Consider the following 26,522-nt stretch of genomic DNA (forward strand, 5'->3'; position numbering starts at 1 on the left):
GGCGTTCTGTCACATCGGGTGCGGCGCGTCTTTCCGGCCGGCGGGCCGGGGACGGTCCCGGATTCGGGCAAGGACCCGCAAACCGGGCCGAGTGGACCCCATTGACGCCGGGTACACGACAACGATCCGTGGCCGATCCGGCTCAAAGCAGCGGGGTCAGAAAGCGCCGCAGGCTCTCCAGGTAGCCGTCCGGATCGGCGTTCCACAGCGCCGCGTGCCCCGCCTGCGGCACGGAGTGCAGGCTCACCAGGTTCTCGGCCTCCTCCGCCAGCCGCTCGGCGGCCCGCGGCGGGGCCACCGGGTCGTCCGGGCTGTACATCAGCAGCACCGGCAGCCGGAGGTCCTCGCCGTCCGCGAGGCGGGGGGAATCGGCCAGGTCCGGTCCGGAACGGCCGCGGACGGAGGCGCCCATCGCGGCGAGCCGGGCCGGCACCCCCGACCGGCCGGGTGCGGCCGGCGGGTCGGGTACCGGGGAGTCCAGCACCAGCCCGCTGATCGACCCGCGCCAGTCCGAGCGGACCGCCGTTCGCAGCGCGAGGTTGGCGCCGAGCGACCAGCCGTACAGCACCACCTTGCCCGCCCCGGAGGCCAGCGCGGTGCGGACCGCCGCCTCGACGTCCACCCACTCGGCCTCGCCGAACCGCCCGTGGCCGTCGGCCGGGCTGGGCGCCGGGGCTCCCCGGTCACCGCGGTAGGTGACGGTCAGGGTGGGCAGCCGGAGCGACCTCAGCAGCGGCAGCACCGGCAGCGCCTGCGACCGGTCCTCACCCGGCCCGTGCACCAGGACCACCCAGGTCCCCCGGACCGCCGGGACGTACCAGGCCGGGAGCGGCCCGAGGTCGCTCGCCACCTCGGCGTCCTCGAACGCGACGCCCAGCGCGCCGAGCGGGTCCCCCCGGTACACCCGGGGGGTCATCCGGACCTCGGTACCGGTCGTGAGCGTCCCGGCCTCGGCGCGCTCCAGCCTGCGGGTGACGCTCTGCGCGTCCGCCGCGACCGGCTCGCCGACCACCGCGTGGCCGTTGTCCCCCCACTCCAGCGCGTACCGGCCCGGGCGGAGCGAGTCGGGCGTGCGGGTCAGGGTGACCAGGCCGGGAGCCAGCCGGTGCACCCGCAGCGAACCGCCGGGGCCGAGCTCCGGGCCGGCCATGTGCAGCCGGTCGGCGGCCCGCCGGCCGACCAGCAGCACCACGGCTCCGGTCCCGACGGCGGCGGCGGCCACGACGGCGGCGGTTCCCCAACGCATAGCTGCTCCCGGTGTACTGGTCGCGGACCGAACTCGGTGCCGTACCAGTCCACCGTCCGGGCGCGGACGCAGCCACCGGACGCGTCCGTTCGAGGGGCCGCGGCGGGGGTCGCGGCGCGTCAGACCGGGATCTCGGTCGGCCGGGCCGCCAGCAGCTCCCAGAACCGCTCGGCGAGCGGCCCGCGCGGCGCCTCCTCGGCGGCCGCGGTGCCGGCGCCCCAGTGCATCGGCACCCGGTACTCGCCCTGGAGCTCCGCCAGGACCTCCGCGAGCAGCTCCCGGTCGACGGGCACCAGCCGGGCGACCGCCTTCAGCTGGCCCTGCCACCGCCCCTGGACCACCCGCCGCAGCAGCTGGTCCAGCTCCTCCCGGCGGTGGGTGACCAGCACCAGGCTGCGCAGCCCCAGGCCCAGCACGTGCGCCAGCGCGCGGGTCTGCTCCTCGTCGCCGGTCCACCGCCCGGAGACCTCGGCCCGCTCGTACGTCTGCGCCGGGACGCCGATCCGGCGGGCCGCCTGCTCCTGGCTGAGCTCCCGGGCCAGCCGAAAGTCACGCAGGCTGGCCGGGCGGGCGGCCATCAGCTGGGCGGGCGGGCACCACAGCGCCCGCGACAGGGCGATGAACTCCTCCTCCGACGGCCGGATCCCGCCGGTCTCCCAGCCGATCACATGGGCGGGCAGCAGCCGCACCCCGTGCGCGGCCATGCCCTCGACCACCTGTTCCGGCGTCAGGCCGAGACCGGCCCGGTGGGCCCGGGCGGCCGCCGGGGAGAAGGGCACCGGGGCGGGGACGGGCTGTCTTCGTCGCATGGGACAGAAGCTATGCGCGGGGCGGCGGCGCCTGTAGCCGCCGAACGCACGAAGCCCGGTTGGAGGCCCGGACAACGGACTGGGTGATCGTCCAGCCCGGGGCTCCGCAGAGCCCGGGCCACTCGGACGTAGTGACGGCGCCCCGTCACCGGCGCGGGCCACCCGCGCAGTTGGGCCCGCCCGCTCCCGCCCGGGCCCGTCGCCCCGGCCCCGGACGCCCCCCCCGGCGGGCCCCCGAACTGCCGCCGGGCCAGCGGTGAGCTGCGGTGATGACGTGTGATCAAGCCCTCCGCCGGGCTGGTTGACTCCCGGACGAGCCCCGTGATGGGATCCTTGCGCCATACGGAGGCAAGGAGAGGAAGCCGGTGCGAGTCCGGCGCGGTCCCGCCACTGTCACCGGGGAGCACACTCGGCCGGCCGCCTGCGCGGCGGCCCGGGAGTGCGTCCGACCCGGAAGCCAGGAGACTCTCGCCGCCGTTCGTCGATCCAGGGCGCGGACCCTGAGTGAGGACACGCACGCCATGCCGGCTGCCCCCGACCGAGCCCCGCTCGCTGCGCCGTGCGCCGCCTGAGCCCGGCCCTCCCCCCGCTGCTCGGCGCCGTCGCCGGCTACCTGGCCGACACCCGGTACGGCGACCCCCGCCGCGGCCACCCCGTCGCCCTGTTCGGCTCGGCCGCCGGCCGCCTGGAACGCGCCGTCTGGCGCGACCACCGGGCCGTCGGGGCCGCCTACACCGCCGCCTGCGTCGGCGGCGTCGCGGCCGCCGCCGTCCTGGCCGAACGCGCCCTCGGCCGCTCCCCCGCCGGCCGGGCCGCACTGACCGCCGCCGCCACCTGGACCGTCCTCGGCGGCACCTCGCTCACCCGCGAGGCCCGGACCATCGGCGGCTCGCTCCGGGCCGGCGACCTCACCGCCGCCCGGGACCGGCTGCCGCACCTGTGCGGCCGCGACCCGAGCGCCCTGGACGGCCCGCAGCTGGCCCGCGCCGTGGTCGAGTCGGTCGCCGAGAACACCGCCGACGCCGTGGTGAACGCCCTGACCTGGGGCGCCCTGGCCGGCACCCCCGGGCTGCTCGCCTTCCGGGCCGTGAACACCCTGGACGCCATGGTCGGCCACCGCTCGGCCCGATACCGCCGCTTCGGCTGGGCCTCCGCCCGGCTCGACGACGTGGCCGGCTGGCCCGGCGCCCGGCTGACCGCCCTGCTGACCGTCACCGCCTCCCCCGAGCCCGCCCGCGCCTGGCGGATCTGGCGGCGCGACGGCTCCGCCCACCCCAGCCCCAACGCGGGCCAGGCCGAATCCGCCTTCGCCGGCGCCCTCGGCGTCCGGCTGGGCGGCACCCTGCACTACGGCGAACGCGTCGAGCACCGGCCGGTCCTGGGCGCCGAACTGCGGCCGGTCACCGCCGACGACATCGAACGGGCCTGCGTGCTCTCACGCCGCGTGGGCACCCTCGCGCTGGTCGCCACCGTGGCCGCCCGCACGGCCTGGACCCTCACCCGCCGCCCCCGGACCACCCCGTGAAGCCCCCGGCCCGCACGGCCGACGCCCGACCGCACCGGGGCAACCGGACACGAACGACCAACCCCCAGGGGCGCGAGGAACTGCGCGACACCGGAAGAAACACCGCCGCACCGCACAGCTCCCCGCACCCCCGAACCGACCCGGCCCGCAAGGGCACCCCCACCGGCCGGGGCCGGGTCGCGCAGACACACCGCAGGAGAGGGAGGCAGACATGAGCAACGCGCTGTTGGTGGCCGGGACGACGTCCGACGCGGGCAAGAGCGTGGTCACGGCGGGCATCTGCCGCTGGCTGGCCCGGCAGGGGGTGCGGGTCGCGCCGTTCAAGGCGCAGAACATGTCGCTGAACTCCTTCGTCACCGCGGACGGCGCCGAGATCGGCCGGGCGCAGGCGATGCAGGCCGCCGCGGCCCGGGTGGCGCCCGAGGCGGCGATGAATCCGGTGCTGCTCAAGCCGGGCGCCAACGGCCGCAGCCAGGTGGTGCTGCTCGGCCGGGCGGTCGCCGAGGTAGGGGCGCTGGACTACCGGGAGCGCAAGCCCGTCCTGCTGGAGCGGGCGCTGGAGTGCCTGGCGGACCTGCGCGGCCGGTACGACGTGGTGGTCTGCGAGGGGGCCGGGTCGCCTGCGGAGATCAACCTGCGGGACCGGGACATCGCCAACATGGGCCTGGCGACGGCCGCCGGCCTGCCCACCGTGGTGGTCGGCGACATCGACCGCGGCGGGGTGTTCGCGGCGATGTACGGGACGCTGGCGCTGCTCTCGGCCGAGGACCAACGACACGTGGCCGGCTGGTTCGTCAACAAGTTCCGCGGTGACGCGCGGCTGCTCGCGCCGGGGCTCGACATGCTGCACCGGCTGACCGGCCGTCCGGTGCTGGGCACGTTGCCGATGCTGGCCGGGCTGTGGCTGGACGCGGAGGACTCGCTCGACCTCACCACCGTGGTGGAGGGGGGCGCGGTGAGCGGCCCGGTCGGTGCGGACGTCCTGCGGATCGCCGTGGTGCGCTTCCCGCGGCTGTCGAACTTCACCGACCTGGACGCGCTGGCCCAGGAGCCGGGCGTGCTGGTCCGCTGGGCCACCCGGCCGGAGGAACTGGCCGACGCGGACCTGGTGGTGCTGCCCGGCACCCGGGCGACCGTCGCCGACCTGGCCTGGCTGCGCGAGCGCGGCCTGGAGGCTCCGCTGCGGGCCCGGGCGGCCGCCGGGCGGCCGGTGCTGGGGGTCTGCGGCGGCTACCAGATGCTGGCCCGGGAGATCGTCGACGAGGTGGAGTCGAGGGCGGGCGCCGTCGACGCGCTCGGTCTGCTGCCCACCCGGGTGGTGTTCGGCACCGAGAAGGTACTGGCCCGGCCGGTCGGCGAGGCGTACGGGGAGCGGGTCGAGGGGTACGAGATCCACCACGGGGTGGTGGACGTGGAGGGGGGAGAACCGTTCGTCTCCGACGGCGCCGGGCGCGGCCTGGACGGCTGCCGGGTCGGCGCGGTGTGGGGCACCACCTGGCACGGGGTACTGGAGAACGACGGCTTCCGCCGGGCGCTGCTGCGCGACGTGGCGGCCCTCGCGGGGCGGGCCTTCGTCCCCGCGCCCGACACCTCGTTCGCCGCCGCCCGCGAGGAGCGGCTGGACCGGCTGGGAGACCTGATCGAGGAGCACGCCGACACCGACGCGCTGTGGAAGCTGATCGAGGGCGGGGTGCCCGCCGCGGGCTCGCTGCCGTTCGTCCCGCCGGGGGCACCGTGAGGGCGTCCCGCCGGGGCACCGTGAGAAGTCTGGAGAGTGGCACGACTGATGAGTGACGTCCGATACCCGTTCACCGCGATCGTCGGCATGGCCGACCTGCGGCTCGGGCTGCTGCTCAACGCGGTCTCGCCGGCGGTCGGCGGTGTGCTGGTCCGCGGCGAGAAGGGCACCGCCAAGTCCACCATGGTGCGGGCGCTGGCGGGCCTGCTGCCGTCGATCGCGACGGTCGACGGCTGCCGGTTCGCCTGCGACCCCGTCGCGCCGGACCAGCAGTGCCCGGACGCGCCGCACGCCGTACCCGGCACCGAGCTGCGCCCGGCCCACCTGGTCGAGCTGCCGGTCGGAGTCTCCGAGGACCGGATCGTCGGCTCGCTGGACCTGGAACGGGCGCTGGCCGAGGGCGTGAAGGCCTACGAGCCCGGCCTGCTGGCCAAGGCGCACCGCGGGGTGCTCTACATCGACGAGGTGAACCTGCTCCAGGACCACCTGGTCGACCTGCTGCTGGACGCCGCCGCGATGGGCCGCTCGTACGTGGAGCGCGAGGGCGTGTCCGTCCGGCACGCGGCCCGCTTCCTGCTGGTCGGCACCATGAACCCGGAGGAGGGCGAGCTGCGGCCGCAGCTGCTCGACCGGTTCGGGCTCACCGTGGAGATCGCGGCCACCCGGGACGCCGCCGAGCGGGCCGAGGTGGTCCGGCGGCGGCTCGCGTACGACGCCGACCCGGCGGGCTTCGCCGCCCGGTTCGCCGAGGACGAGCGGGCGCTCGCCGAACGGATCACCACCGCACGGGAGTTGCTGCCCGAGGTCGAGCTGAGCGACGTGGCGCTGCGCCAGATCACCGCCGTCTGCGCCGCCTTCGAGGTGGACGGCCTGCGGGCGGACATCGTGATGGCCCGTACCGCCGTCGCGCTGGCGGCCTGGGCGGGCCGTACGGCGGTCGAGGAGGGAGACGTCCGGCAGGCCGCCCGGCTGGCCCTGCCGCACCGGCGCCGGCGCAACCCCTTCGACGCCCCCGGGCTGGACGAGGAGCAGCTGGAGCGGACGCTGGAGGAGCACGCCGAGCAGCCGGACGACCCCGAGGACCCCGACCGGGACCCGGACGGCGGACCGGAGGGCGACGGCGGGCCCGACGGCGGCGACCCGGACGGCGGCGGTGCCCCCGAGCCCGGCACCGCGCCGCAGGACGGCAGCACCGCCCCCACGCCCGAGGAGCCCGCGCAGCCCGGGACGCCCGCTCCGCAGCCCGCGCCCGGCGGCGGCCGGGAGGCCACCCCGGTGGCGTCCGGCGAGCCCTACCGGACCAGGCTGTTCAAGGTGCCCGGCACCGGCAAGGGCGCCCAGGGGCGCCGCTCCCCCGCCGAGACCGACAGCGGGCACACCATCCGGGCCCGCCGTCCGCAGGGCCGGCTGGCCCGGCTGCACCTGGCCGCCACCCTCCAGGCCGCCGCACCCCACCAGGTGGCGCGCGGGCGGGACTCGCGGGCCCTGGTGCTGCACCGGGACGACTTCCGGGAGCAGGTGCGGCAGGGCCGGGAGTCGAACCTCGTGCTGTTCGTCGTGGACGCCTCCGGCTCGATGGCCGCCCGACAGCGGATGACCGCCGTCAAGGGCGCCGTGCTGTCGCTGCTGATGGACGCCTACCAGCGGCGCGACAAGATCGGCATGATCACCTTCCGCGGCGCGGCCGCGGACCTGGTGCTGCCCCCGACCTCCTCGGTCGAGGTCGGCGCGGCCCGGCTCGAACAGCTGCCGACCGGCGGCCGCACCCCGCTGGCCGCGGGCCTGCTGCGCGCCCACGAGGTACTGCGGGTGGAGCGGATGCGCGACCCCGACCGCCGTCCGCTGCTGGTCGTCGTCACCGACGGCCGCGCCACCGGCGGCCGGGACGCCCTCGCCCAGGCCGACCGGGCCGCCGGACTGCTGGCCTCGCAGGGCCTGGCCGCCGTGGTGCTGGACTGCGAGTCCGGCCCCGTCCGGCTCGGCCTCGCCCACACCCTGGCCGCCCGCCTGAACGCCCCCGCCGTGACCCTGGACGAACTGCGCGCCGAGGGCGTGGCCGCCCTGGTGCACGCCCACCGCTCCGCCGACCACGACCGAAAGGCCGCGTGATCCCATGCCGCAGGGCAAGCCCGAGACCGTCCCCGACGACGGCCTGACCACCCGCCAGCGCCGGACGCTGCCGATCACCGCCGTGCACACCGGCCCCGGCAAGGGCAAGTCGACCGCCGCCTTCGGCATGGCCCTGCGGGCCTGGAACCAGGGCTGGCCGATCGGGGTGTTCCAGTTCGTCAAGTCCGCCAAGTGGAAGGTCGGCGAGGAGAACGCGCTGCGCGTGCTCGGCGCCTCCGGCCAGGGCGGCACGGTCGACTGGCACAAGATGGGCGAGGGCTGGTCCTGGGTCCAGCGCTCGGCCGAGATGGAGCAGTCCAGCGAGGAGGCCGCCAAGGAGGGCTGGGAGCAGGTCAAGCGCGACCTCGCCGCCGAGACCTACCGCTTCTACGTACTGGACGAGTTCACCTACCCGATGCACTGGGGCTGGGTCGACGTGGACGAGGTGGTCGCCGTGCTCAGGGACCGCCCCGGCAGCCAGCACGTGGTGATCACCGGCCGCTACGCCAAGGAGCCGCTCACCGAACTCGCCGACCTGGTCACCGAGATGACCAAGGTCAAGCACCCCATGGACGCCGGCCGCAAGGGCCAGCGCGGTATCGAGTGGTAGTCCGTTGAACATCCCCCGTCTCGTCGTCGCCGCCCCCTCCTCCGGGGCGGGCAAGACCACCGTCGCCACCGGACTGATCGCCGCACTGGCCGCGCGCGGCCTCACCGTCTCGCCGCACAAGGTCGGCCCGGACTACATCGACCCCGGCTACCACGCGCTCGCCGCCGGCCGGCCCGGCCGCAACCTGGACGCGTACATGTGCGGGCCGCAGCGGATCGCCCCGCTGTTCCTGCACGGCGCGGCCGGCGCCGACGTGGCGGTCGTCGAAGGCGTGATGGGGCTCTACGACGGCGCCGCCGGGCAGGGCGAGCTGGCGTCGACCGCCCAGATCTCCAAGATCCTCAAAGCACCCGTGGTGCTGGTCGTCGACGCCTCCTCGCAGTCCCGCTCGGTGGCCGCCCTCGTCCACGGCTTCGCGTCCTGGGACCCGGAGGTCCGGCTGGCCGGGGTCGTCCTCAACCGGGTCGCCTCCGACCGCCACGAGGAACTGCTGCGCGAAGCCCTGGAGGAGGGCTCCGGAGTCCCCGTCCTCGGCTCGGTCCGGCGCACCGCCTCCGTCGCCACCCCCTCCCGCCACCTCGGCCTGATCCCCGCCGTCGAACGCACCTCCGAAGCCCTGCACGCCGTCCACGACATGGGCGAACTGATCGGCCGCTCGGTCGACCTCGACGCCCTGCTCGCCCTAGCCGCCACCGCACCACCCCTCACCGCCGCCCCCTGGGACCCGGCCGCCGAGGTCTCACCGGTGCCCGGCCGGCCCAGGATCGCGGTCGCGGGCGGCGCCGCGTTCTCCTTCTCGTACGCGGAGAACACCGAACTGCTCACCGCCGCGGGCGCCGAGGTCGTCACCTTCGACCCGCTTCGGGACACCGAACTGCCCGAGGACACCGCCGCGCTGGTGATCGGCGGCGGCTTCCCCGAGCTGTACGTGACCGAGCTGAGCGAGAACGCCCAGCTACGGACGGCCGTCGCCCGGCTCGCCGCCTCGGGCGCGCCGATCGCCGCGGAGTGCGCCGGACTGCTCTACCTGGGACGGGAGTTGGACGGCAAACCGATGTGCGGCGTGCTCGACACCACCGCCCGGATGACCGAACGCCTCACCCTCGGCTACCGCGAGGCCGTCGCGCTCGGCGACAGCCCCCTCGCCGTGGCCGGCACCCGGGTACGCGGGCACGAGTTCCACCGCACGGTCTGCGAACCGGGCAGCGGCGAACAGCCCGCCTGGGCCTGGCGCGCCCCCACCGGCCCACGCACCGAGGGCTTCGTCCACGGCCCGGTCCACGCCTCCTACCTCCACCTCCACTGGGCCGGAACCCCCGAAACCGCCGAACGCCTCGTCCGCACGGCAGCCTCACCCGCCACACCTTAGGCCCCTCAAAAAAAACGCCCCCCGCACAAGACGGGAAACCCTCAGGGGCGCGAGGAACTGCGCGCGGCAGCTAGACCGTGGTCGGGGACGAGCCGCGGCTGTGGCCGGTGGCGAGGTCGAGGGCGGTGCGGACGACGGTGGCCCTGATGGCCGCTGCACCGCTGTTGGCGTCGTCGAGTTCGCGTTCGATCGCGGCGGGGTCGGTGGACTGGGAGGCCGCGCGGAAGTGGGTACCTTCCTTGCGGACGGCGACGACGAGGTCGGCGACCGCCTGGCGGGTGGCGGCGGTGGTCCAGGTGGCGGACTCCAGGGCCTTCGCCTCCGCGTCGGCACCGTCGGCGAGTTCCTTGGCCCAGGCGCGGTAGGCCTCGGGGTCCTCGGCGGGGTCCTCGGCGTCGGGGCTGTGCAGCAGGGCGGTGTTGAAGGGCTTGACGGCGTTGAGGTAGGTCATCTGTTCGGCCGTCAGGTTGCTGGCGTCGCGCCGCAGGGAGCCGGTCCGGTCGCCGTGTTCGAAGGAGTAGACGCAGGTGACCTGCCGGTCGTCGGCCCACTCCCAGCCGGTCTTCTGCGGGTAGTAGTAGAAGAGGTCCGTCTGGTCGGGGACGGCCCGGTCGTCCATCGTGTACTTCTCCTGGTTCGTGGAGCAGAGCTTCTCCGCGGCCGCGGTGACCTTCTCCTCGCCCGGGTAGTCACCCTTGGGCAGGTTGCCCACGGCGTACACCTCGCCGTAGTGCGCGCTCGCGCAGCCGACCAGGGTCAGCCGGGTGGCGCGGTCGAGGTCCTTGGGCCGGGCGTAGCAGTCGCCGACGCGCAGGTCGTCGACGCTGATCCGGCCGGTCCGCACGCCGCGGTCGTCGGTGTGGTCGCCGACCCGGTCCAGGACGCCGGAGGCGGCGACCGCGATCAGCAGGGCGCCCCAGACGGCGCCCAGGACGATGCCGGCGACCGCCATGCCCTTGCCGCGCTGGTTGCGCTGCGGGATGGCGCGCAGTGCCGCGATGCCGAAGGCGATGGCGCCCACCCACAGGCAGCAGGCGATGCCGATGATGCCGAGCACCAGGGAGGTGATGGCGAAGCCGTTCCAGCCGGTGGGCGGCGGCGGGGGCACCCAGCCCGGGAAACCGGGGTGGTGGCCGGGGTAGCCCGGGTACGGGTGGCCCCAGGGGCCCTGCGGCTGGGGCCCGGCGGGCGGGTACGGCCCGGCCTGCTGGTGGGGCGCGGGCGGGGGTGTGCCAGGGGTCTCCGTCGGTGGCGCGAACGCCTGGAACATCGCGTCCCCGGGCGGCGGGGTGGGTTCGGCGGCGTCGGTCGGGGTCTGGTCGGACGGAATGGCGGGCTCTCCTCGGGCACAGGGCTGCCGCCGGGGTGATCCGTTCGACGGCTGCGCGAATATAGCCGACTGGATCATCACCGAACCACCGCATTCCGCTGGATGCTTGAATGCCCGTACGTACCGGCACCACCATCCGCCCGCACGTCCGCCCGCACGTCCCCGGGGAGTCATGGCATGAGCAGGCTGCACACGTACACCGCGAGCGTCACCTGGACCGGCAACCTCGGTACCGGCACCAGCGGTTACCGCTCGTACGGGCGCTCGCACGAGGTCGCCGCCGAGGGCCGGCCGACCATCCCGGGCAGTTCCGACCCGGCCTTCCGCGGCGATCCGGCGCGGTGGAACCCGGAGCAGCTGCTGCTCGCCTCGATCTCCCAGTGCCACCTGCTCTGGTACCTGCACCACTGCGCCGTCAACGGCGTGGTGGTGGTGTCGTACCGGGACGAGCCCCAGGGCACCATGGCGGAGACCGCGACGGGCGGGCACTTCACCGGGGCGGTGCTGCGGCCGCGGGTGGAGGTGGCCGAGGCCGCGATGGTCGACCGCGCGCTCGCGCTGCACGGGGACGCGCACGCCTCCTGCTTCATCGCGAGTTCGGTCAACTTCCCGGTCCGGCACGAGCCGGAGGTGTCCGTCGCGGTGTGAGCCGATCGCTTCCCGCGCCGACCGGCGCGAGAGCGCCGGGCCGGGTCGAGTCGGCCCGCCCCGGGTCGATTCAGGAGCAGGAGGCCAGGATCTCGTCCTCCAGCGCGCTCTGCTGGGCCTCGTCGAGTTCGAGCCGGTCCCGGAGCTCGCGCAGGCGGGTGCGCAGCGCCTCGATCTGGCTGGGCGGGGTGTCGGGGATGTGTCCGAGCGCGTCGATCTGGCTCTCCAGCAGGTCGATCCGCCGCCTCTCGTCCTCGATCTCCTTCCGCCCTTCCTTGGCCATCCGCTTCATCAGCTGGCAGCCGCTCAGCACGGTACTGGTGGACATGGCGCACTCCTTCGGACGTGCCGGGCCCTCGCCACCGGCCCGCCCGGCGGCCGACCCGCCGGCCGACCTGCCGAGGGGAGGCCGCGTCCGGAGTCCTCCGGTGGCGGGCCCGTCCGGTCGGATCGTTCGGCGCGCGGCGCCGGGGCCGTCGACGCGGCTCCCCCGCACGTGCGCAGTTCCAGCCTGGCACCGCCCGGGCGCCCCCGCAGCTCGGCCTCCCGGCCCGCCGGGGACTCGTCCGTCGGACGAGCCCTATCCCAGGTAGGCCGGCGCGACGGCGGAGGTCATCAGCCGGACGGGCGCCCCGCTGCCGTCCGCGGGGACGGTCCACAGGTCGGAGCCGTAGTCGCCGGGGAGGGCGTAGACGAGGGTGGAGCCGTCGGACCACAGTGCCTGGTCGTCGATGTTGCGCTGCTCGGCGGTGGCGGTCTCGGTCATCGTCCGCAGGTCCAGCACGGACAGCCGCCAGGGCGCGTCGGGCGAGGCGCCGGCGACCCGCTTCTTGTAGGCGACCCGGGTGCCGTCGGGGGACAGCGAGGGGCACTCGACGTTCTGGTGCAGGGTGGTGAGGGTGCGCGCGGTCACGTCGCCCCGGACCAGGTAGGTCTGCCCGCCGGTCGCCAGGGTGGCGTAGAAACCGCCGTCGTCGGCGAAGGTGACGCCCCAGATGTTGATGTCGGACGCCCGGTAGGGCTTGCCGTCCTTGGTGACGGCGAAGGTCTCCAGATTGTCCTCGACGGCCCAGGTCCGGGTGTCCACGATCGCGGTGCGGGTGGAGAAGTCGGTGCCCGCGTACGAGTCTCCGCTCACGAAGACCGTCCAGGCCACCAGGTGGCCGGAGGGCGAGACCCGGGCCCGGGTCGGGATGCCGGCGGCCGGGAAGTGGCGCACCTCGTGGAGCTGGGAGTCGAGCACCACCGCCCGGTAGGTGTCCTCCAGCGCGCCGTGCTCCGCCTGGAGGCAGATGCCGGTGCCGGCGGCGGCGTGGAAGCGCAGGCACTTGACGCCGGAGACGGTGCGCGGGCCGTCCGGCCGGTCGGCGGCCACGGCGGCCAGCTCGTCGCGGTGCGGGCCCCAGGCGAGGTTGCGGACCAGCAGCTGCCGGCCGTCCGGGCGCAGCGACACCTGGCCGGTGCGGACCGGCGGGCCGCCCGCCTGCTCCTGGTCGCGTCTGCCGGAGCGGTCGGCGGCGTACCGTACCGCGCCGGTGCCGACCGCGCCGAGCAGGACGACGGCGACCAGGAGGATGAGCAGGCGGGTGCGGTTGCGGGTCATGCGGACACCTCTTCGGCGGGACGGAGGACGAAGGCGGCCGCGACGGCCCCGGCCGCCAGCGCGACGGCGGCGACCGCGAGCGCGGTCCGCCCGCCCCACAGGCTCCAGGCCGCGCCGAACGCGAGCGAGCAGGCGAACCTGGCGAGCGCCTGGCCGGTGCCGACCAGCGCCTGGCCGGCGCCCTGCTGCGCGGCCGGGACGGCGTCCGCGGTGGCGGCGGCGAGCACGCCGTCGGTGGAGGCGTAGAAGGCCCCGTGCAGCACCAGGACGGCGACCAGCACCGGCAGCCCGCGAAGCGGCGACAGCACCAGGCCGTAGCCGGCCAGCAGGACGGCGTGGCCGACCAGGAAGAGCCGGCGCCGCCCGATCCGGTCGGCCAGCGCACCGAGCGGGACGGCCAGCAGCAGGAAGGTCGCGGCGGTGCCGAGCGGCAGCAGCGGGAACAGGTGGGCGGAGAGGTGCAGTTCGCGCTGGAGCAGCAGGTACAGGAAGGAGTCGCTGACCGTGGTGAGGCCCAGCAGGGCGGCGCAGGCGGCCAGTCGGCGCAGCGCGGGGCGGCGCAGCAGGGCCAGCGAGTCGCGCAGGGTCGGGCGGGGGCCGGCCGGCTCGCTCCCGGCGGTGCCGGTCGCCGCCGGTCCGGTCGCCGCCGGTCGAGCTGCCGGTCCGGTCCCGGCCGCGGTGATCCGCCGGGGGACGAAGAGCACCAGCACCAGGACGCCGAGCGCCGCGACGCACCCGCTGACCGCGAACACCGCGTCGTAGCCGCCCGCGTCGCCGCCCTCGCCGAGGAGCGGTCCGCCCGCCACCCGCAGCACCGCGAAGGCGGCCAGCGGGCCGAGCAGCGCGCCGGTGGTGTCCATCGCCCGGTGCACGCCGAACGCCCGGCCGCGGTGCTCGGGCGGTGTGGCCAGCGAGATCATCGCGTCCCGGGGGGCGGTGCGCAGGCCTTTGCCGGTGCGGTCGGCGGCGAGCACCGCGCTGATCAGCGGCAGCCCGTGGGCGAGCAGCAGCAGTGGCTTGCAGACGGCGGAGAGCCCGTAGCCGAGGCCGGCCACCACCTTGTGGCGGCGGCCGCCGCCGTCGGCCAGGTGGCCGCCGGCGAGCCGGACGAGCGCGCCGACCCCGTTGTTGATGCCGTCGAGCAGGCCGAAGCCGAGCGGGGAGAGGCCGAGGGTGGCGACCACGTAGAGGGGGAGGACGGCGGTGACCATCTCCGAGGAGACGTCCGTGATCAGGCTGACCGCGCCGAGGGCCAGGACGGTGCCGGGCACGGCGGCCGGCCGCCGCCCCGGACGGGTGTCCGGGGCGGCGGCGGCCTTCGTGCTGCGGGAGTCCGCGAGGTACACGGGTGTCAGTTCCAGATGCCGGTGATGTCCGTGGCGGAGGCGGCGTTGCCCGCGTGCGCGGACAGGCCCGCCAGGTCCTCCAGGGTGCGCAGCACGTTGTAGTGGTTGTAGGTGGTGCTGCTGGAGCTGCCCGGGGTGACGTGCTCGCCGTACAGGACGGTGGGGATGCGGTTGCCGGAGAGCTTGTTGTCCTCGTCGAAGGTGACGACCAGGACGCTGTTGTGGGTCTTGGCCCAGGTGGCGTACGCGCCCAGGTTGTTCTTGAGCCAGGTGTCGCCGGTGGAGACCGAGCAGTCGTGCATGTCGTTGCACAGGTTCGGCACCACGAAGGAGACCTTGGGCAGCGTGGTGTAGTCGGTCGGGAACTGCGTCATGGTCTTGGCGGTGCTGGTCGGCACGTTGGAGAAGCCGAACCACGGGTTGTGCTTCTGGGCGTACTTGCCGCTGCTGCAGGTGGTCGAACCCTGGCTGGGCAGGCCCTCGTTGTAGCTGGCCCAGGTCTTGCCGGCGGCGATCAGCTCGGACGCCAGGTTGGGCGCGGAGAGCGAGCCGACGCCGACACAGCTGTCGTCGGTGCGGCCCTGGTTGGAGCCGGAGAACAGCATGTAGTAGTTGGGCTCGCTGGGGTGGGTGAGGCCGAAGGACTGGGTGAGGTTCGCCCCACCGGCCTTGAGCGTGTTGTTCAGGTACGGCGCGCTGGAGCTGCCGATGACCTGGGTGTAGGCGTGGTTCTCCATCACCACGATGACCACGTGGTCGGGCGAGGGCAGGGCGGCGGCCTGCGCGGTCGAGCCGGTGGCGGCCCACAGGCCGGCCGAGGTGGCGGCGAGGACGACGGCCCCGGCCAGGGCGGTCAGGGAGCGGCGGTTGCGCTGAGGGGCCTGAGCGGCGGTCATGACTGTCCTCCGGACAGAAGTGACGGGCGTGCGACGGGGTTGGAGCGCGGCAACCCTAGGAGCGCGGCGGTGGACTCGGCCGCGCTTCGCAGGTGAAGAACTGGCGAACGCTGGCCCCCCGATTCTCCCAGCGGGGACCGGAACCGGCCAGGTCCACGACAGGAGTCACCGCCGGGTGCGCCCGCGGGGCGGCCAAGCTCACAACCCCGCCGATTGACCCGGTCCGCGGCCCCGTGGTGGGATTTCGACGCCGATGACCAGGTCGTTTTCGAGAGGGGTGGGCCCTGTGCACGGACCCTCGCTGACCGTCGGGGTCGGCGCGAGCCGCGGGGTGGACACCGGCGAGGTGCTCGCCCTGATCGACGCCGCCCTGGCCGAAGCCGGCCGCACCCGGCCCGAGGTCGCCCGCCTCGCCACCCTGGACACCCGGCTCGACGAGCCCGCCCTGCGCGCGGCCGCCGCCGAGCTCGGCGTCCCCCTGGCCGGTTTCGGTGCCGCGGCGCTGGCCCTGGTCCCGGTGCCGAACCCGTCCGACCGGACGCTGGCCGCCGTGGGCACCCCCGGCGTGGCCGAGGCGGCGGCGCTGCTCGGTGCGGGCGGCGGCCTGCTCGTCCCCAAGCGCGCCTCCGCCCGGGCCACCGTCGCCGTCGCCGTCGAACCCGACCTGCGCCACCACGGGGACGCCGAGGTCGGCGCACCCGGGCTGGTCGACCTCGCCGTCAACGTCCGCACCGGCACGCCGCCGCGGTGGCTGCGCGACCACCTGGCCGACACCCTCCTCGGCCTGGCCGCCTACCCCGAGCAGTCCGCCGCCCGCGCCGCCGTCGCCGCCCGGCACGGCCGGCCGGTCGAGGAGGTGCTGCTGACGGCCGGCGCCGCCGAGGCCTTCGTCCTGCTGGCCCGTGTCCTGACGCCGCGCCGGGTGGTCGTGGTGCACCCGCAGTTCACCGAGCCGGAGGCCGCCCTGCGGGACGCCGGCCATCCCGTGCACCGGGTGCTGCTCACCGCCGGGGACGGCTTCCGGCTGCGGCCGGACGCGGTGCCCGAGGACGCCGACCTGGTGGTGATCGGCAATCCGACCAACCCCACCTCCGTCCTGCACCCCGCCGCCGACCTGACCGCGCTGGCCCGGCCCGGGCGCACCCTGGTCGTCGACGAGGCGTTCATGGACACCGCCCCGGGCGAGCCGGAGTCCCTGGCCGGTCTGCGCGAGCTCCCCGGGCAGGTGGTGGTGTTGCGCAGCCTCACGAAGACCTGGGGGCTGGCCGGGCTGCGGATCGGCTACGTCCTCGGCCCCGCCGCGCTGATCGCCGGGCTCGGCGCCGCCCAGCCGCTCTGGCCGGTCTCCACCCCGGCCCTGGCCGCCGCCGAGATCTGCAGCACGCCCGCGGCCGTCGCGGAGGCGGACCGCGCCGCCCGGACCTGCGCCGAGCACCGCGCCCACCTGCTGAAGGGGCTGGCCGGGGTGCCGGGTGTCCGGGTGCACGGCGTGCCGGCCGCCTCGTTCGTCCTGGTCGAGCTGCCCGGTGCGGCGGCGGTCCGCGAACGGCTGCGGGCGGCCGGGTTCGCCGTACGGCGCGGGGACACCTTCCCGGGGCTCGGGCCGGACTGGCTTCGGATCGCCGTCCGCGACCCGGCGACCACCGACCGTTTCCTGGCCGCGCTCAGTCGGCTCGCACCCGGTCCCCGGGCCTGATCACGCCGGGGCGCAGCACCCGCGCGTACACGCCGGCGCAGGGCTGCGGGCCCATCCCCGGCAGCGGCTCCACCCGGTTGTGCCGGGCGGGCACCCGCAGGGCGTCGCGGTCCCCGGGCAGCGGGCCGTGGGCGAGCGTGGGGACCGCGCAGCGCGGCGTCGCCACCAGCACCTTCAGCCGCAGCTCGGCGCCGATCAGCAGCTCGCGGCCGACCCAGCCGTTCTCGGTGAAGCCCTCCGCGTCACCGGTGTCGATCACCACGTTGGGCCGGTAGCGGGCCGGCTCCACCGCGCCCCGGGGGCTCAGCCGGGCGATCCGGTCCAGCGCGGCGGTGGTCAGCAGGTGCAGCGGCGCGAAGTCGAAGAAGGTGCCGGGCGGCGCGGCCCGGCCCAGCTCCGAGACCGTGACGGGGACCTCGGCACCGCTGCCGTGCGCCAGCACCTCCTCCGGGACGGCCCGGAGCAGCTGCGCGCCGGGCGGCGGCGCGTCGATCAGGGTGACGGCACGGCCGAGGCCGGCCGACAGCTCCTCGTCGGCACCGGGATCGGTGCTCAGCAGCGGCTTGCCGTCGGGGGACTCGATCCTGACCCCGTGGCCGGTGCGGGTGGCGGTGTAGCCGAGCAGGCCCTGCCACAGGCGCGGCTGTTTGGCGCTGGCGACGCGGCCGCTCTCCCGGTCCAGCAGGGCGAGCGCACGGTCGCCGGTCACGCCGCGCCCGGTGACCTCGGCCTGCGCCAACTCCTCGCCCAGCATGGACTTCACCGGGTACCGGTGGACGCTGCCGACCACGCCGAGGGTCACCACGGGGCCGTCGCCCACGCGGCGAGGCGGGCGAAGTCCGCCGGCTGCAGGCCCACCCGATGGTCGACGGCCACCGTCAGCGCCGGGGCCGGGTGGTGCGCGGCGATCCACGCGGTGTCCTGCGGCTCCAGCTCGTCGTCCACCCAGGCGAAGGGGCGGCCGGCCGCCCACTCCACCAGGTACCGGGTCTTCCAGTGCAGCCCGTCCGGGTCCCCGTGGTGCATGGACGGCCAGTCGACGTAGGGCAGTTCGGGCAGGCCGAGGAGCGGTCCGACGTGCTCGTTGGCCTCGTCCTTCCAGGTGGTGCACCAGACCAGCTCGAACGGCAGCGCCCGCAGCGCGGGCCCGTGCCCGGGGTGCAGCCACAGCCGCAGCGGCTTGGCGCGCTCCGGCGGCCGGTCGCTCTGCCGCGCGATCCACGACGCGGGCCGGACCCGGTGGGTCAGGTACCCTTCCGGACGCCGGTACGGCTTGGCCACGTACGGATTGAGCGGCCCGTCGACGTCGAGCATCAGCAGCGGTCTCACGACTCCCCCTCCCGGATCCACGCCCCCATCCTCGGCGCCGCCGTCCCCCCGGCGCCAGCGAAATTCGGGAAACGTGCGGCGACGCGCGGTGATCCGAACGACGGCGTCGGCCGAGGGCGGTTTCGGGTTCACGCCGTGAGGGCGGCGGATGTCAGGCGTGCTGCCAGGCGCGGGCGGCGGCGATGCGGCGGACGGCGCTGGGGTGGGTGGCGAAGAGCAGTTCCAGCAGGCGGGGCGGGTCGACGTCGGAGACGTTGGTGACGGCGAGGCGTCGCTGCATGGCGATGAACTGGTCGGGGTCGGCTGTGAGTTCGAGGGCGTGCCGGTCGGCGCGGGTCTCGATCCGGCGGCTGACGGCGCACTGGGCCGGGCCGCTCACGGCGCCGATGAGCGCGGCACAGGCGGCCAGCAGCGGCAGTGAGCGGGGGTCGGCGGCGTCGGTCGCGCCGGCCGCCGAGAGCAGCGGCTGCCAGGAGAGCAGCAGGCCGAGCAGGCAGACCGCGGCCGCGGCGCCCACCGCGCCCAGCGCGGTGCCGGTGAGCACGTCGCGGTGTTTGACGTGGCCCAGCTCGTGCGCGACCACCAGTTCCACCTCGCGTGGTTCGGCGGCCTCCAGCAGGGTGTCGTAGGCGACGATCCGGCGGGTGGCGCCGAGGCCGGAGACGTAGGCGTTGAGCGCGGTGGTGCGGCGGGAGGCGTCGGCGACCAGGACCTGGCCGACGGGGATGCCGTCCCGCGCGGCGAGGGCCAGCAGGGCGTCCCGCAGCAGCCCGTCCGGCATCGGGGTGAAGCGGTTGAACAGCGGCTCGAACAGCAGCGGGTGGAGGAAGGACAGCGCCACGGTGAGCAGCGCCGCCGCACCGGCCGCCGGCAGCCACCAGCCCTGGACGGACCACCCGGTCAGGGCGTACAGACCGGCCGCGAGGGGCAGCCCGAGCAGCAGGGTCAGGCCGAGCCCGCGCAGCGCGTCCACGGCCCAGCCGCCCCAGCCCTGGGTGACCAGCCCGTAGCGGGCGCGCACCACCCGGACCCGGGCGCCGAACGGCAGGCCGAGCAGCTGTCCGAGCAGGACCAGCGCGGCGGCGCCGGCCAGCACCTCGGCCGTCCGCGAGCCGCCGAACAGGCCGCCGGCCGCGGTCACCAGGCCGGCGCCGGCGGGGGTGAGGCCGAGCAGCAGGGAGAGCGCCAGGGCCGCGAGCCGGCCGGCCAGCAGCCACGGCACCTGGGCCTGCCGCAGCGCGCGCCCCCGGGCCACCTGTTGGGGCGTGAAGTCGTCCATGGCGACCACCCTAGGGCGCGCCGACGGGCGGCCGGGCCGCCGGATCCGGTCAGCCGGCCGCGGCGGCCAGCAGCGTGTCGGCGACCGCCGTGCGCTGGTAGAGCACCGAGCGGCCGGCCCGGTGCGAGGTGACGATGCCGGCCGCCCGTAGCGCGCCGAGGTGCTGGGAGACCCCGGCGGCGGACAGGCCGGTGCGGCGGGCGAGTTCGGTGGTGGAGGCGGGTTCGGCGAGCTCGGCGAGCAGCAGGGCGCGGGACTTGCCGAGCACCGCCGCGACGGCGTCCGGCACCCGGGCGGGGGCCTGTTCCCAGAGCGTTCCGACGCCCCGGGTCGGGTAGCACATCTGCACGGCGTCCGGCGGGGCGTTGACGATCAGCACGGACGGGCCGACGAACGCGGACGGCACCAGGAGCAGCCCGCGCCCGGCCAGGCTGCCGGAGCTGCCGCAGAGCGACTTGGGGATGCTGAGCACCTCCTCGCCCCACTCCACGTGCGGGTTCAGCTCGCGCAGCACCGCGGCCGCGCCCTCGGCCGCGAACCGTCGCGACTGGTGCAGCACGTCGGCCTCCAGGACGGCCCGCAGCCGCGGCCAGTAGGGCGCCAGCGCGACCTCCCAGTAGCGGCCCAGTTCGTCGGCGAGCCGGGTCAGCCCGGCGGCCGGGTCGTCGTGGAGGGCCTGGACGTCGGGGGTCCAGCGGGTCAGTCGGCCGAGGTCGGCCCGGATCCGCTCGGGGCCGGTACGGGTCACGGCGGCCAGTTCGGCGTCGAAGGACGGGACGGCGGAGGGGGCCGGCGGGTTGAGGAAGTCCGGGACGTAGCCCTGCGCCGGGACGAGGGCGGTCAGCAGGGGGAGCTCGTGCAGGTGCGGCCTGGTCCGGGCGGCCCAGCGCAGGTGCAGCGGGCGGATCCGCTCGGACTGCAGGGCCCGGAGGCTGGTGACCACCTCCCAGAGGGGTGAGACGGCCAGCCTGGTTCGGGCCAGGTCCCGGGCGGAGAAGGCCAGTTCCAGCATGCGTACCCCCAGGATTCAGCCCTGACCGAATGATTGGTGGCAACGAGGAGCACGGACGCAGGATTCCCCCATGACCTCGCCGACCCTGCATTCTCGCCCACCCGTCACTCCGCCACCACCCGTTACCGGCCGGGTCCGCACCCTGCTCGCCGGCCGTTTCGGCGGCTTCGACGGGCCGTTCTGGGTGGTGATCGGCGGGACCGCCATGAACAGGGTCGGGAACATGGTGCTCCCGTTCCTGGTGTTCTTCCTCGGGTCGCGCGGCGTCGCCACCGACCGCATCCCGTACGTGCTGGCGGCGCTCGGGGCCGGTGGGCTGGTCGGGCCGGTGCTGGGCGGGCTGCTGACCGACCGCTACGGCACCCGGCCGACCCTGTTGGCCGGACTGCTGGCCACGGCGGCGGGGCAGGGGCTGCTGTTCGCCGCCCCGGGCCTGGCCACCCTCACGGCGGCGGCCGCGCTGCTCGGCGCCTCGGGTTCGGTGTACCCGCCGGCGGCCGGCGCGGTGATCGCCGGGGCGGTGGCGCCGGCCCGCCGTCAGATCGCGTACGGGCTGCTGCACTGGGCGGTCAACGTGGGCACGGCCGTGGCGGGCGCGCTCGGCGGCTTCCTGGTGGTGCACGGCTACGGGCTGCTGTTCGCGCTGGACGCGGTCACCTGCCTGGCGTACGCGGCGCTGGTCGCCGCCCGCTTGCCGCGGGAGGCGGCCGGCCCGTCGCGGCAGCGCGGGGGCGCCGGCGGCTACCGGGTGGTGCTGCGGGACCGTCCGATGCTGCTGCTGCTCTCGCTGAGCGCGGTCGCGGAGGCGGTCTACGCGCAGACCGAGTTCACCCTGCCGCTGGCGGTGCGGGACCACGGGCTGCCGGCCACCACGTTCGGGCTGGCGGCCGTGGTGAACGCCCTGCTGGTGGTCACCCTGCAGCCGTTCGCCTCGGTCTGGCTGGCCCGCTTCGACCGGCTGCGGGTGTGGTCGTTCGCCTCGGTGCTGGCGGCGGTGGGCGTCGGGCTGACCGGACTGGCGGACAGCACCTGGGAGTTCGCGCTGACCGTGGTGGTGTGGAGTGCGGCCGAGGTGTGCGTCGGCGGCATCGTCACCTCGATCGCGGCGGACCTCGCCCCGGCGGGTGCGCAGGGCCGCTTCCAGGGGGCGCTCAGCTGGTCCCGCGGGCTGGCCCGGTTCGCCGCCCTCGGCGGCGGGGCCGCGGTGTACGCGGGTCTCGGCCCGGCGGTGCTGTGGTGGGGAACGGCGCTGACCGGCGTCGCCGGGGCGCTGCTCGGCCTGCGGCTGGCCGGCGCGGTCCGCGAGCGCATGGGCTGACCGGGGGCACACGAGCACGCGCCCGCCGGTCCTCTCCCCACGGGGGTGGGAGGGGGACGGCGGGCGCGTCGGGCGCTGGGGGCCTCGGGTCAGACCTGGCCGGCCTTCTCCAGGGCGGAGCAGCAGGTGTTGACCAGCAGGCGGGTCACCACGTACGGGTCGACGTTCGCGTTCGGACGGCGGTCCTCGATGTAGCCCTTCTGCTCGACCTCGACCTGCCACGGGATGCGGACCGAGGCGCCGCGGTCGGACACGCCGTAGGAGTAGACGTTCCACGGGGCGGTCTCGTGCAGGCCGGTCAGGCGGGACTCGATGCCGAAGCCGTACTGCTTGACGTGCTCCAGGACCTTCTCCTGCGAGGTGCCGAGCGACTCGCAGGCGGTGATGATGGCGTCGTAGCCCTCACGCATGGCCTTGGTGGAGAAGTTGGTGTGGGCGCCGGCGCCGTTCCAGTCGCCGCGGACGGGCTTGGCGTCCAGGGTCGCGTCGATGCCGAACTCCTCGGCGGTGCGGTAGAGCAGGTAGCGGGCGACCCACAGGTGGTCGGAGACGGTCAGCGCGTCGACCGGGCCGATCTGGAACTCCCACTGGCCGGGCATGACCTCGGCGTTGATGCCGCAGATGGCCAGGCCGGCCTCGATGCAGCGGTCCAGGTGCAGCTCGACGATCTCGCGGCCGAAGACCTCCTCGGCGCCGACACCGCAGTAGTAGCCGCCCTGCGGGGCCGGGAAGCCGCCCTCGGGGAAGCCGAGCGGGCGCGAGCCCTTGAAGAAGGTGTACTCCTGCTCGATGCCGAAGATCGACTCCTGGGCGGCGAACTGCTCGGCGATCGGGCGGAGCAGGGCGCGGGTGTTGGAGACGTGCGGGGTGCCGTCGGTCTCGTTGACCTCGCACAGCACCAGGATGTTGTCACCACCGCGGATCGGGTCCGGGAAGGACGCGACCGGCGCGAGCACACGGTCCGAGGCGTGACCCTCGGCCTGGTTGGTCGACGAGCCGTCGAAGCCCCAGGTCGGCAGCTTGTCCGCGTTGGCCAGGATCCGAGTCTTGGAACGGAGCTTGGCGGTCGGCTGCGTGCCGTCGATCCAGATGTACTCGGCCTTGATTGCCATTGCGGTGAACCTCACTGCTTGGGTGGTGGGTGCCCGCGTAGCGTCGCAAGCCGCCGTTTCCCGGTTGTTCCTCCTATGTAACGCCCATGTGAACCAACGGACCGCAGCGGCACGCTCACGTACGGAGAGTGCCAGTCCCACCCCGGGGGCGCGCCGCCGGGCCGCGCGGGCCGGTACCGCCTCGCGCCCGCGGTCAGTGGCGGCGGGCGTGGGCCCGGCGGCGGCGGGTCATCCAGAGCGCGGCGGCGCCGCTGACCAGCAGTGTCCCGCCGCCGGCCAGCAGGGGCAGGGTGCCGCTGCTGCCGGTCGTGGCGAGTGCGGCCTCGCGGTCCGCGGCGGGCACGGCGCGGCCCGCGGTGCTGGCGGGCGGGGCGCCGGTGACGGGTGCGGCAGAGGTGGCGGGTGCCGGTACGGGCTTCTCGCAGCTGACCGAGGCGATGGTGATCCGGCCGCTCACCCGGGCGACGTTCAGGTTCAGCGGGTTGACGTCGAGGGTCGCCTCCAGGGCCGTGGCGGCGGCCGTCGCGGAGGTGGTGGTGCGGTGCGAGAACTGGATGTCCACCGTGCCGACGCCGGGCACCACGACGTGACTGGGGCCGTCCAGGCCCGCGGTGACCGACTTCCCGAGCACCGTCACCTTCGCCGGGTCCACCACCTTGGCGGTGGGCGGCCCGTCGACCGGGCAGGTCACCTCGGCGCTGAGCGCCTCCAGGCCGAGCAGCGTGGTCGCCGGCAGGCCGGGCGCGTGCAGGTCCGCGTCGACCAGCTTGACCGAGGCGGCGGCGCCGCGGTCGTCGGCGCTGGTGACGGACGTGCCGACCCGGGCCTTCAGCAGTGTCTGCGGCCGGCCCTGGTCGACCCCGTCGACCTTGGCGGTCAGGACGGCGGTGTCCTGCCGGGCCGGGCTCTGCACCCGGTTGAGCGACACGTCCACCGGCACGTGGACCTTATTCAGCAGGCTGACGTCCAGGTTGAGTTCGGCGGTCACCGCGGTGGCTCGGCCGGCCCGGGCCACCGGGTCGGCCGCGTGCGCCGCGGAGACCGGCAGCGTGACGGCGAGCACCGAGGCGGCGAGGCCGGCGGCGACGGCGGTGCGCAGGGCGGTGCGCGGAGCAGGGACGGCTGCGGACATGGCGGTACCCCCACGGGTGCGGACGGGACAGAGCGCGCTCCGGACTCACCCCGCGCGGGCTCACACCGCAGCGGTCAGGGGGAAGGGGCTTGTGCTCTCGACTGCCGCCAGTCTCATCGAACGATCAGTCACATGAGTCACACAGAAAGCCCTTTCACTCCTTCGAGTGAGAATGCCCCGCTCCTTCCCCCCTCCGACCGCGGGCCGGCAACCGGGCCGCCGGTGGAGCCGAAAGCTCCGTTTTCTGTCGCAGTCCTGTGACGAACCGAGGCGCCTGATCAGCCATTTCCTCTCATCCGCTCTGTCTACGCTCGGTCCATGCCCTCGCCGAACACACGCCCCGCGATACCCCGGCTCGCCCGGGCCGCCGGGCTCACCGTCAAGCTGGTCGCCGTCAGCACCGTCGCGGGTGTCCTCACCGCCGGGCTGGCCCTGCCCGCCGTCGGCAGTGTCGGACTCGCCGCGAAAGGCGCGGTCTCGGACTTCGACAGCCTGCCGGACGACTTCACCACGCCCCCGCTCTCCCAGGCCTCCACCGTCTACGACGCGGCCGGCAAGGTGATCGCCACCGTCTACGAGCGGGACCGCACGGTGGTGCCGAGCGACCGGATCTCCCCGCTGGTGAAGTCCGCCCTGGTGGACATCGAGGACAACCGCTTCTACGAGCACGGCGCGGTCGATCTCAAGGGCGTCCTGCGCGCGATCAACAAGAACGCGGCCAGCGGCGGGATCTCCCAGGGCGCCTCCACCCTCACCCAGCAGTACGTCAAGAACGTCTTCGTCGACCAGGCCGGCGACGACCCCAGGGCCGTGCAGGCCGCGCAGGCCCAGACCCTCGGCCGCAAGGTCAAGGAGATGAAGTACGCGATCAAACTGGAGGAGACCCTCACCAAGGACCAGATCCTCACCAACTACCTGAACATCACCTTCTTCGGCGAGCAGGCGTACGGCATCGAGGCCGCCTCCCAGCGGTACTTCAGCACCGGCGCCGACCGGCTCACCCTCCCGCAGGCCGCGCTGCTGGCCGGCCTGGTGCAGTCGCCGTCCGGGTACGACCCCGTGGTCAACCCCAAGGCGGCCAAGGAGCGCCGGGACACGGTGCTGAACAAGATGGCCGAGTACGGGCACATCACCCGGGCCCAGGCGGACGAGGCGATCGCCACCCCGGTCGCGCTGACCGTCAGCCGCCCCCGGCAGGGCTGCATCACCGCCCAGGACGGCGAGGGCTTCTTCTGCGACTACGTGCACCGGCTGATCACCACCGACCCGGCCTTCGGCGCCACCGCGGCCGAGCGGCAGGCCCTCTGGGCCCGCGGCGGCCTGCAGATCCGCACCACCCTGGACCCGGTGACGCAGCGGGCCACGCAGAAGGCGGTCACCGACCACGTGTACGCCACCGACAAGGCGGCCGGCGCGATGACCGTGGTCCAGCCCGGCACCGGGAAGATCCTCGCGATGGCCCAGAGCCGCCCGTACGGCCTGGCCGCCGACCAGACCCTGATCAACCTCAACGTCGGCAGGGCGACGGGCGGCGGGCTCGGCTTCCCGACCGGGTCGACCTTCAAGCCGATCGTGGCCGCGGCGGCCCTGGAGAGCGGGCTCACCCCGGCGCAGTCGTACCCGTCGCCGTACAGCATCCCGTGGCCGGCCATGAAGAACTGCGAGGGCGGCCGCTACCCGCAGGGCGGCGAGGTGCACAACGACGAGAGCGACCTGACCGGGCCGTTCACCATGGGCCCCGCGATGGCCAAGTCGGTGAACACCTACTTCGCCGCGCTGGAGGGCGAGATCGGGCTGTGCACGGTGACCCAGATGGCCAACCGGCTGGGGATCAGGCAGCAGGCCGGCGGCACCAAGCTGGACGCGGTGCCGTCGATGGCGCTCGGCAGCAACAGTCTGAGCCCGCTGGACATGGCGAGCGCCTACGCCGCGTTCGCCGCGCACGGCACCTACTGCCGGCCGGTCGCGATCGACTCGGTGACCACGGCGGACGGCCGGGCGCTGAACGTCCCCGCCGCCGGCTGCGGTCGGGCGATGACGGCGCAGACCGCCGACGCCCTCACCACCATGCTCAAGGGCGTCGTGCAGGACGGCACCGGCACCAGGGCCGGCCTGGACGACCGTGACAGCGCCGGCAAGACCGGCACCACCAACGGTTCCAAGCAGGTCTGGTTCGTCGGCTACACCCCCGAGCTGGCGGCCGCCACCGTGGTCGGCGACACCGACAACCAGGCGTCGCTGAACGGGCGGACGATCGGCGGGAGGAACGTCGGTCCGGCGTCCGGCGGCACCGTGGCCGGCCCGATCTGGCGCGACGCGGTCACCGGCGCCCTGCGCGGGACGACCCCGCAGCCGCTCGCCCAGGTGCCGCTGCCGTAAGGCTCGCACCGGCCCCCGGAACCCGTCCCAGGACGC

At 75.1% G+C, this 26,522-nt stretch carries 22 protein-coding genes and 1 riboswitch; of the genes, 9 read left to right on the plus strand and 13 right to left on the minus strand.

All coding sequences use genetic code 11. The annotated features are described in order from the left end of the window. Positions 1-142 precede the first annotated feature (142 nt). Positions 143-1,246: an alpha/beta hydrolase gene (locus ACIOFR_RS11195; protein WP_400994909.1), complete on the minus strand. Its 1,104-nt coding sequence runs from the start codon at positions 1,244-1,246 to the stop codon at positions 143-145. Positions 1,247-1,365: 119 nt separating this feature from the next. Continuing rightward, complete coding sequence (locus tag ACIOFR_RS11200; RefSeq protein WP_400994911.1) at positions 1,366-2,055, minus strand: helix-turn-helix domain-containing protein; 690 nt, start codon at positions 2,053-2,055, stop codon at positions 1,366-1,368. 354 nt (positions 2,056-2,409) lie between these two features. Continuing rightward, positions 2,410-2,523, plus strand: a riboswitch (cobalamin riboswitch). Positions 2,524-2,614: 91 nt separating this feature from the next. Between ACIOFR_RS11200 and ACIOFR_RS11205 the strand changes: the two genes are divergently transcribed. From ACIOFR_RS11205 to ACIOFR_RS11225, 5 genes are all read left to right on the plus strand, one after another. Continuing rightward, entirely contained in the window at positions 2,615-3,580 is a 966-nt protein-coding gene (locus ACIOFR_RS11205; protein ID WP_400994914.1) for a cobalamin biosynthesis protein, read from the plus strand. Positions 3,581-3,791: 211 nt separating this feature from the next. Next, positions 3,792-5,318: a cobyric acid synthase gene (locus ACIOFR_RS11210; RefSeq protein ID WP_400994916.1), complete on the plus strand. Its 1,527-nt coding sequence runs from the start codon at positions 3,792-3,794 to the stop codon at positions 5,316-5,318. Positions 5,319-5,366: 48 nt separating this feature from the next. Further along, entirely contained in the window at positions 5,367-7,427 is a 2,061-nt protein-coding gene (locus ACIOFR_RS11215; RefSeq protein WP_400994919.1) for a putative cobaltochelatase, read from the plus strand. Positions 7,428-7,431: 4 nt separating this feature from the next. Continuing rightward, a complete protein-coding gene (cobO, locus tag ACIOFR_RS11220) occupies positions 7,432-8,037 on the plus strand; it encodes a cob(I)yrinic acid a,c-diamide adenosyltransferase (RefSeq protein WP_371500004.1) in 606 nt (201 codons plus the stop codon). A 4-nt stretch (positions 8,038-8,041) separates the two neighbouring features. Beyond that, the gene (locus ACIOFR_RS11225; protein ID WP_400994922.1) at positions 8,042-9,406 is read left to right on the plus strand and encodes a cobyrinate a,c-diamide synthase; all 1,365 of its coding nucleotides are present in this window, start codon (positions 8,042-8,044) and stop codon (positions 9,404-9,406) included. Positions 9,407-9,476: 70 nt separating this feature from the next. Here ACIOFR_RS11225 and ACIOFR_RS11230 read toward each other — a convergent pair whose 3' ends face one another. Then, positions 9,477-10,814: a DUF4190 domain-containing protein gene (locus ACIOFR_RS11230; RefSeq protein WP_400995329.1), complete on the minus strand. Its 1,338-nt coding sequence runs from the start codon at positions 10,812-10,814 to the stop codon at positions 9,477-9,479. A gap of 99 nt (positions 10,815-10,913) precedes the next feature. Here ACIOFR_RS11230 and ACIOFR_RS11235 point away from each other — a divergent pair, with 99 nt between their 5' ends. Then, the gene (locus ACIOFR_RS11235; protein WP_400994925.1) at positions 10,914-11,384 is read left to right on the plus strand and encodes an OsmC family protein; all 471 of its coding nucleotides are present in this window, start codon (positions 10,914-10,916) and stop codon (positions 11,382-11,384) included. A gap of 70 nt (positions 11,385-11,454) precedes the next feature. On the opposite strand, the gene ACIOFR_RS11240 is transcribed toward ACIOFR_RS11235, so the two are convergent. The 4 genes from ACIOFR_RS11240 to ACIOFR_RS11255 form a co-directional block, all read right to left on the minus strand. Then, a complete protein-coding gene (locus tag ACIOFR_RS11240) occupies positions 11,455-11,712 on the minus strand; it encodes a hypothetical protein (RefSeq protein ID WP_400994927.1) in 258 nt (85 codons plus the stop codon). 252 nt (positions 11,713-11,964) lie between these two features. After that, positions 11,965-12,987, minus strand: coding sequence for a TolB family protein (locus tag ACIOFR_RS11245; RefSeq protein ID WP_400994929.1), 1,023 nt, complete (start codon positions 12,985-12,987; stop codon positions 11,965-11,967). Further along, positions 12,984-14,333 carry an MFS transporter gene (locus tag ACIOFR_RS11250; RefSeq protein WP_400994931.1) on the minus strand — a complete coding sequence of 450 codons (1,350 nt, stop codon included), beginning with the start codon at positions 14,331-14,333 and terminating at the stop codon, positions 12,984-12,986. Before ACIOFR_RS11250 ends, ACIOFR_RS11245 begins: the two co-directional genes overlap by 4 nt. 5 nt (positions 14,334-14,338) lie before the next feature. Next, on the minus strand, positions 14,339-15,229 hold the full coding sequence (locus ACIOFR_RS11255; RefSeq protein ID WP_400994934.1) for an alkaline phosphatase family protein: 891 nt from the start codon (positions 15,227-15,229) through the stop codon (positions 14,339-14,341). Positions 15,230-15,482: 253 nt separating this feature from the next. On the opposite strand from ACIOFR_RS11255, the gene cobC reads away from it, so the two are divergent. Continuing rightward, positions 15,483-16,925, plus strand: a complete 1,443-nt coding sequence (gene cobC / locus ACIOFR_RS11260; protein ID WP_400994937.1) for an Rv2231c family pyridoxal phosphate-dependent protein CobC — start codon at positions 15,483-15,485, stop codon at positions 16,923-16,925. Here the strand turns inward: cobC and ACIOFR_RS11265 are convergent. From ACIOFR_RS11265 to ACIOFR_RS11280, 4 genes are all read right to left on the minus strand, one after another. Next, positions 16,894-17,745 carry an MOSC domain-containing protein gene (locus tag ACIOFR_RS11265; protein ID WP_400994940.1) on the minus strand — a complete coding sequence of 284 codons (852 nt, stop codon included), beginning with the start codon at positions 17,743-17,745 and terminating at the stop codon, positions 16,894-16,896. The genes cobC and ACIOFR_RS11265 overlap by 32 nt on opposite strands. Then, positions 17,724-18,239: a hypothetical protein gene (locus ACIOFR_RS11270; protein ID WP_400995331.1), complete on the minus strand. Its 516-nt coding sequence runs from the start codon at positions 18,237-18,239 to the stop codon at positions 17,724-17,726. Before ACIOFR_RS11270 ends, ACIOFR_RS11265 begins: the two co-directional genes overlap by 22 nt. Positions 18,240-18,405: 166 nt before the next feature. Continuing rightward, a complete protein-coding gene (locus tag ACIOFR_RS11275; RefSeq protein ID WP_400994943.1) occupies positions 18,406-19,533 on the minus strand; it encodes a M48 family metalloprotease in 1,128 nt (375 codons plus the stop codon). A 49-nt stretch (positions 19,534-19,582) separates the two neighbouring features. Further along, positions 19,583-20,545 carry a DUF5937 family protein gene (locus tag ACIOFR_RS11280; RefSeq protein WP_400994946.1) on the minus strand — a complete coding sequence of 321 codons (963 nt, stop codon included), beginning with the start codon at positions 20,543-20,545 and terminating at the stop codon, positions 19,583-19,585. Between the two features lie 70 nt (positions 20,546-20,615). Between ACIOFR_RS11280 and ACIOFR_RS11285 the strand changes: the two genes are divergently transcribed. Next, positions 20,616-21,863 (plus strand): MFS transporter, encoded by a 1,248-nt coding sequence (locus tag ACIOFR_RS11285; RefSeq protein ID WP_400994949.1) that lies wholly within the window; start codon positions 20,616-20,618, stop codon positions 21,861-21,863. Between the two features lie 89 nt (positions 21,864-21,952). Here the strand turns inward: ACIOFR_RS11285 and glnII are convergent, their stop codons facing one another. Beyond that, positions 21,953-22,975 carry a glutamine synthetase gene (gene glnII, locus ACIOFR_RS11290; RefSeq protein WP_400994952.1) on the minus strand — a complete coding sequence of 341 codons (1,023 nt, stop codon included), beginning with the start codon at positions 22,973-22,975 and terminating at the stop codon, positions 21,953-21,955. 193 nt (positions 22,976-23,168) lie between these two features. Next, positions 23,169-24,107 (minus strand): SCO1860 family LAETG-anchored protein, encoded by a 939-nt coding sequence (locus ACIOFR_RS11295; protein WP_400994955.1) that lies wholly within the window; start codon positions 24,105-24,107, stop codon positions 23,169-23,171. Between the two features lie 318 nt (positions 24,108-24,425). On the opposite strand from ACIOFR_RS11295, the gene ACIOFR_RS11300 reads away from it, so the two are divergent. Then, on the plus strand, positions 24,426-26,486 hold the full coding sequence (locus tag ACIOFR_RS11300; RefSeq protein ID WP_400994958.1) for a transglycosylase domain-containing protein: 2,061 nt from the start codon (positions 24,426-24,428) through the stop codon (positions 26,484-26,486). Positions 26,487-26,522: the final 36 nt, after the last annotated feature.

This window comes from Kitasatospora sp. NPDC088346, from assembly GCF_044740765.1.
Lineage (GTDB): Bacteria > Actinomycetota > Actinomycetes > Streptomycetales > Streptomycetaceae > Kitasatospora.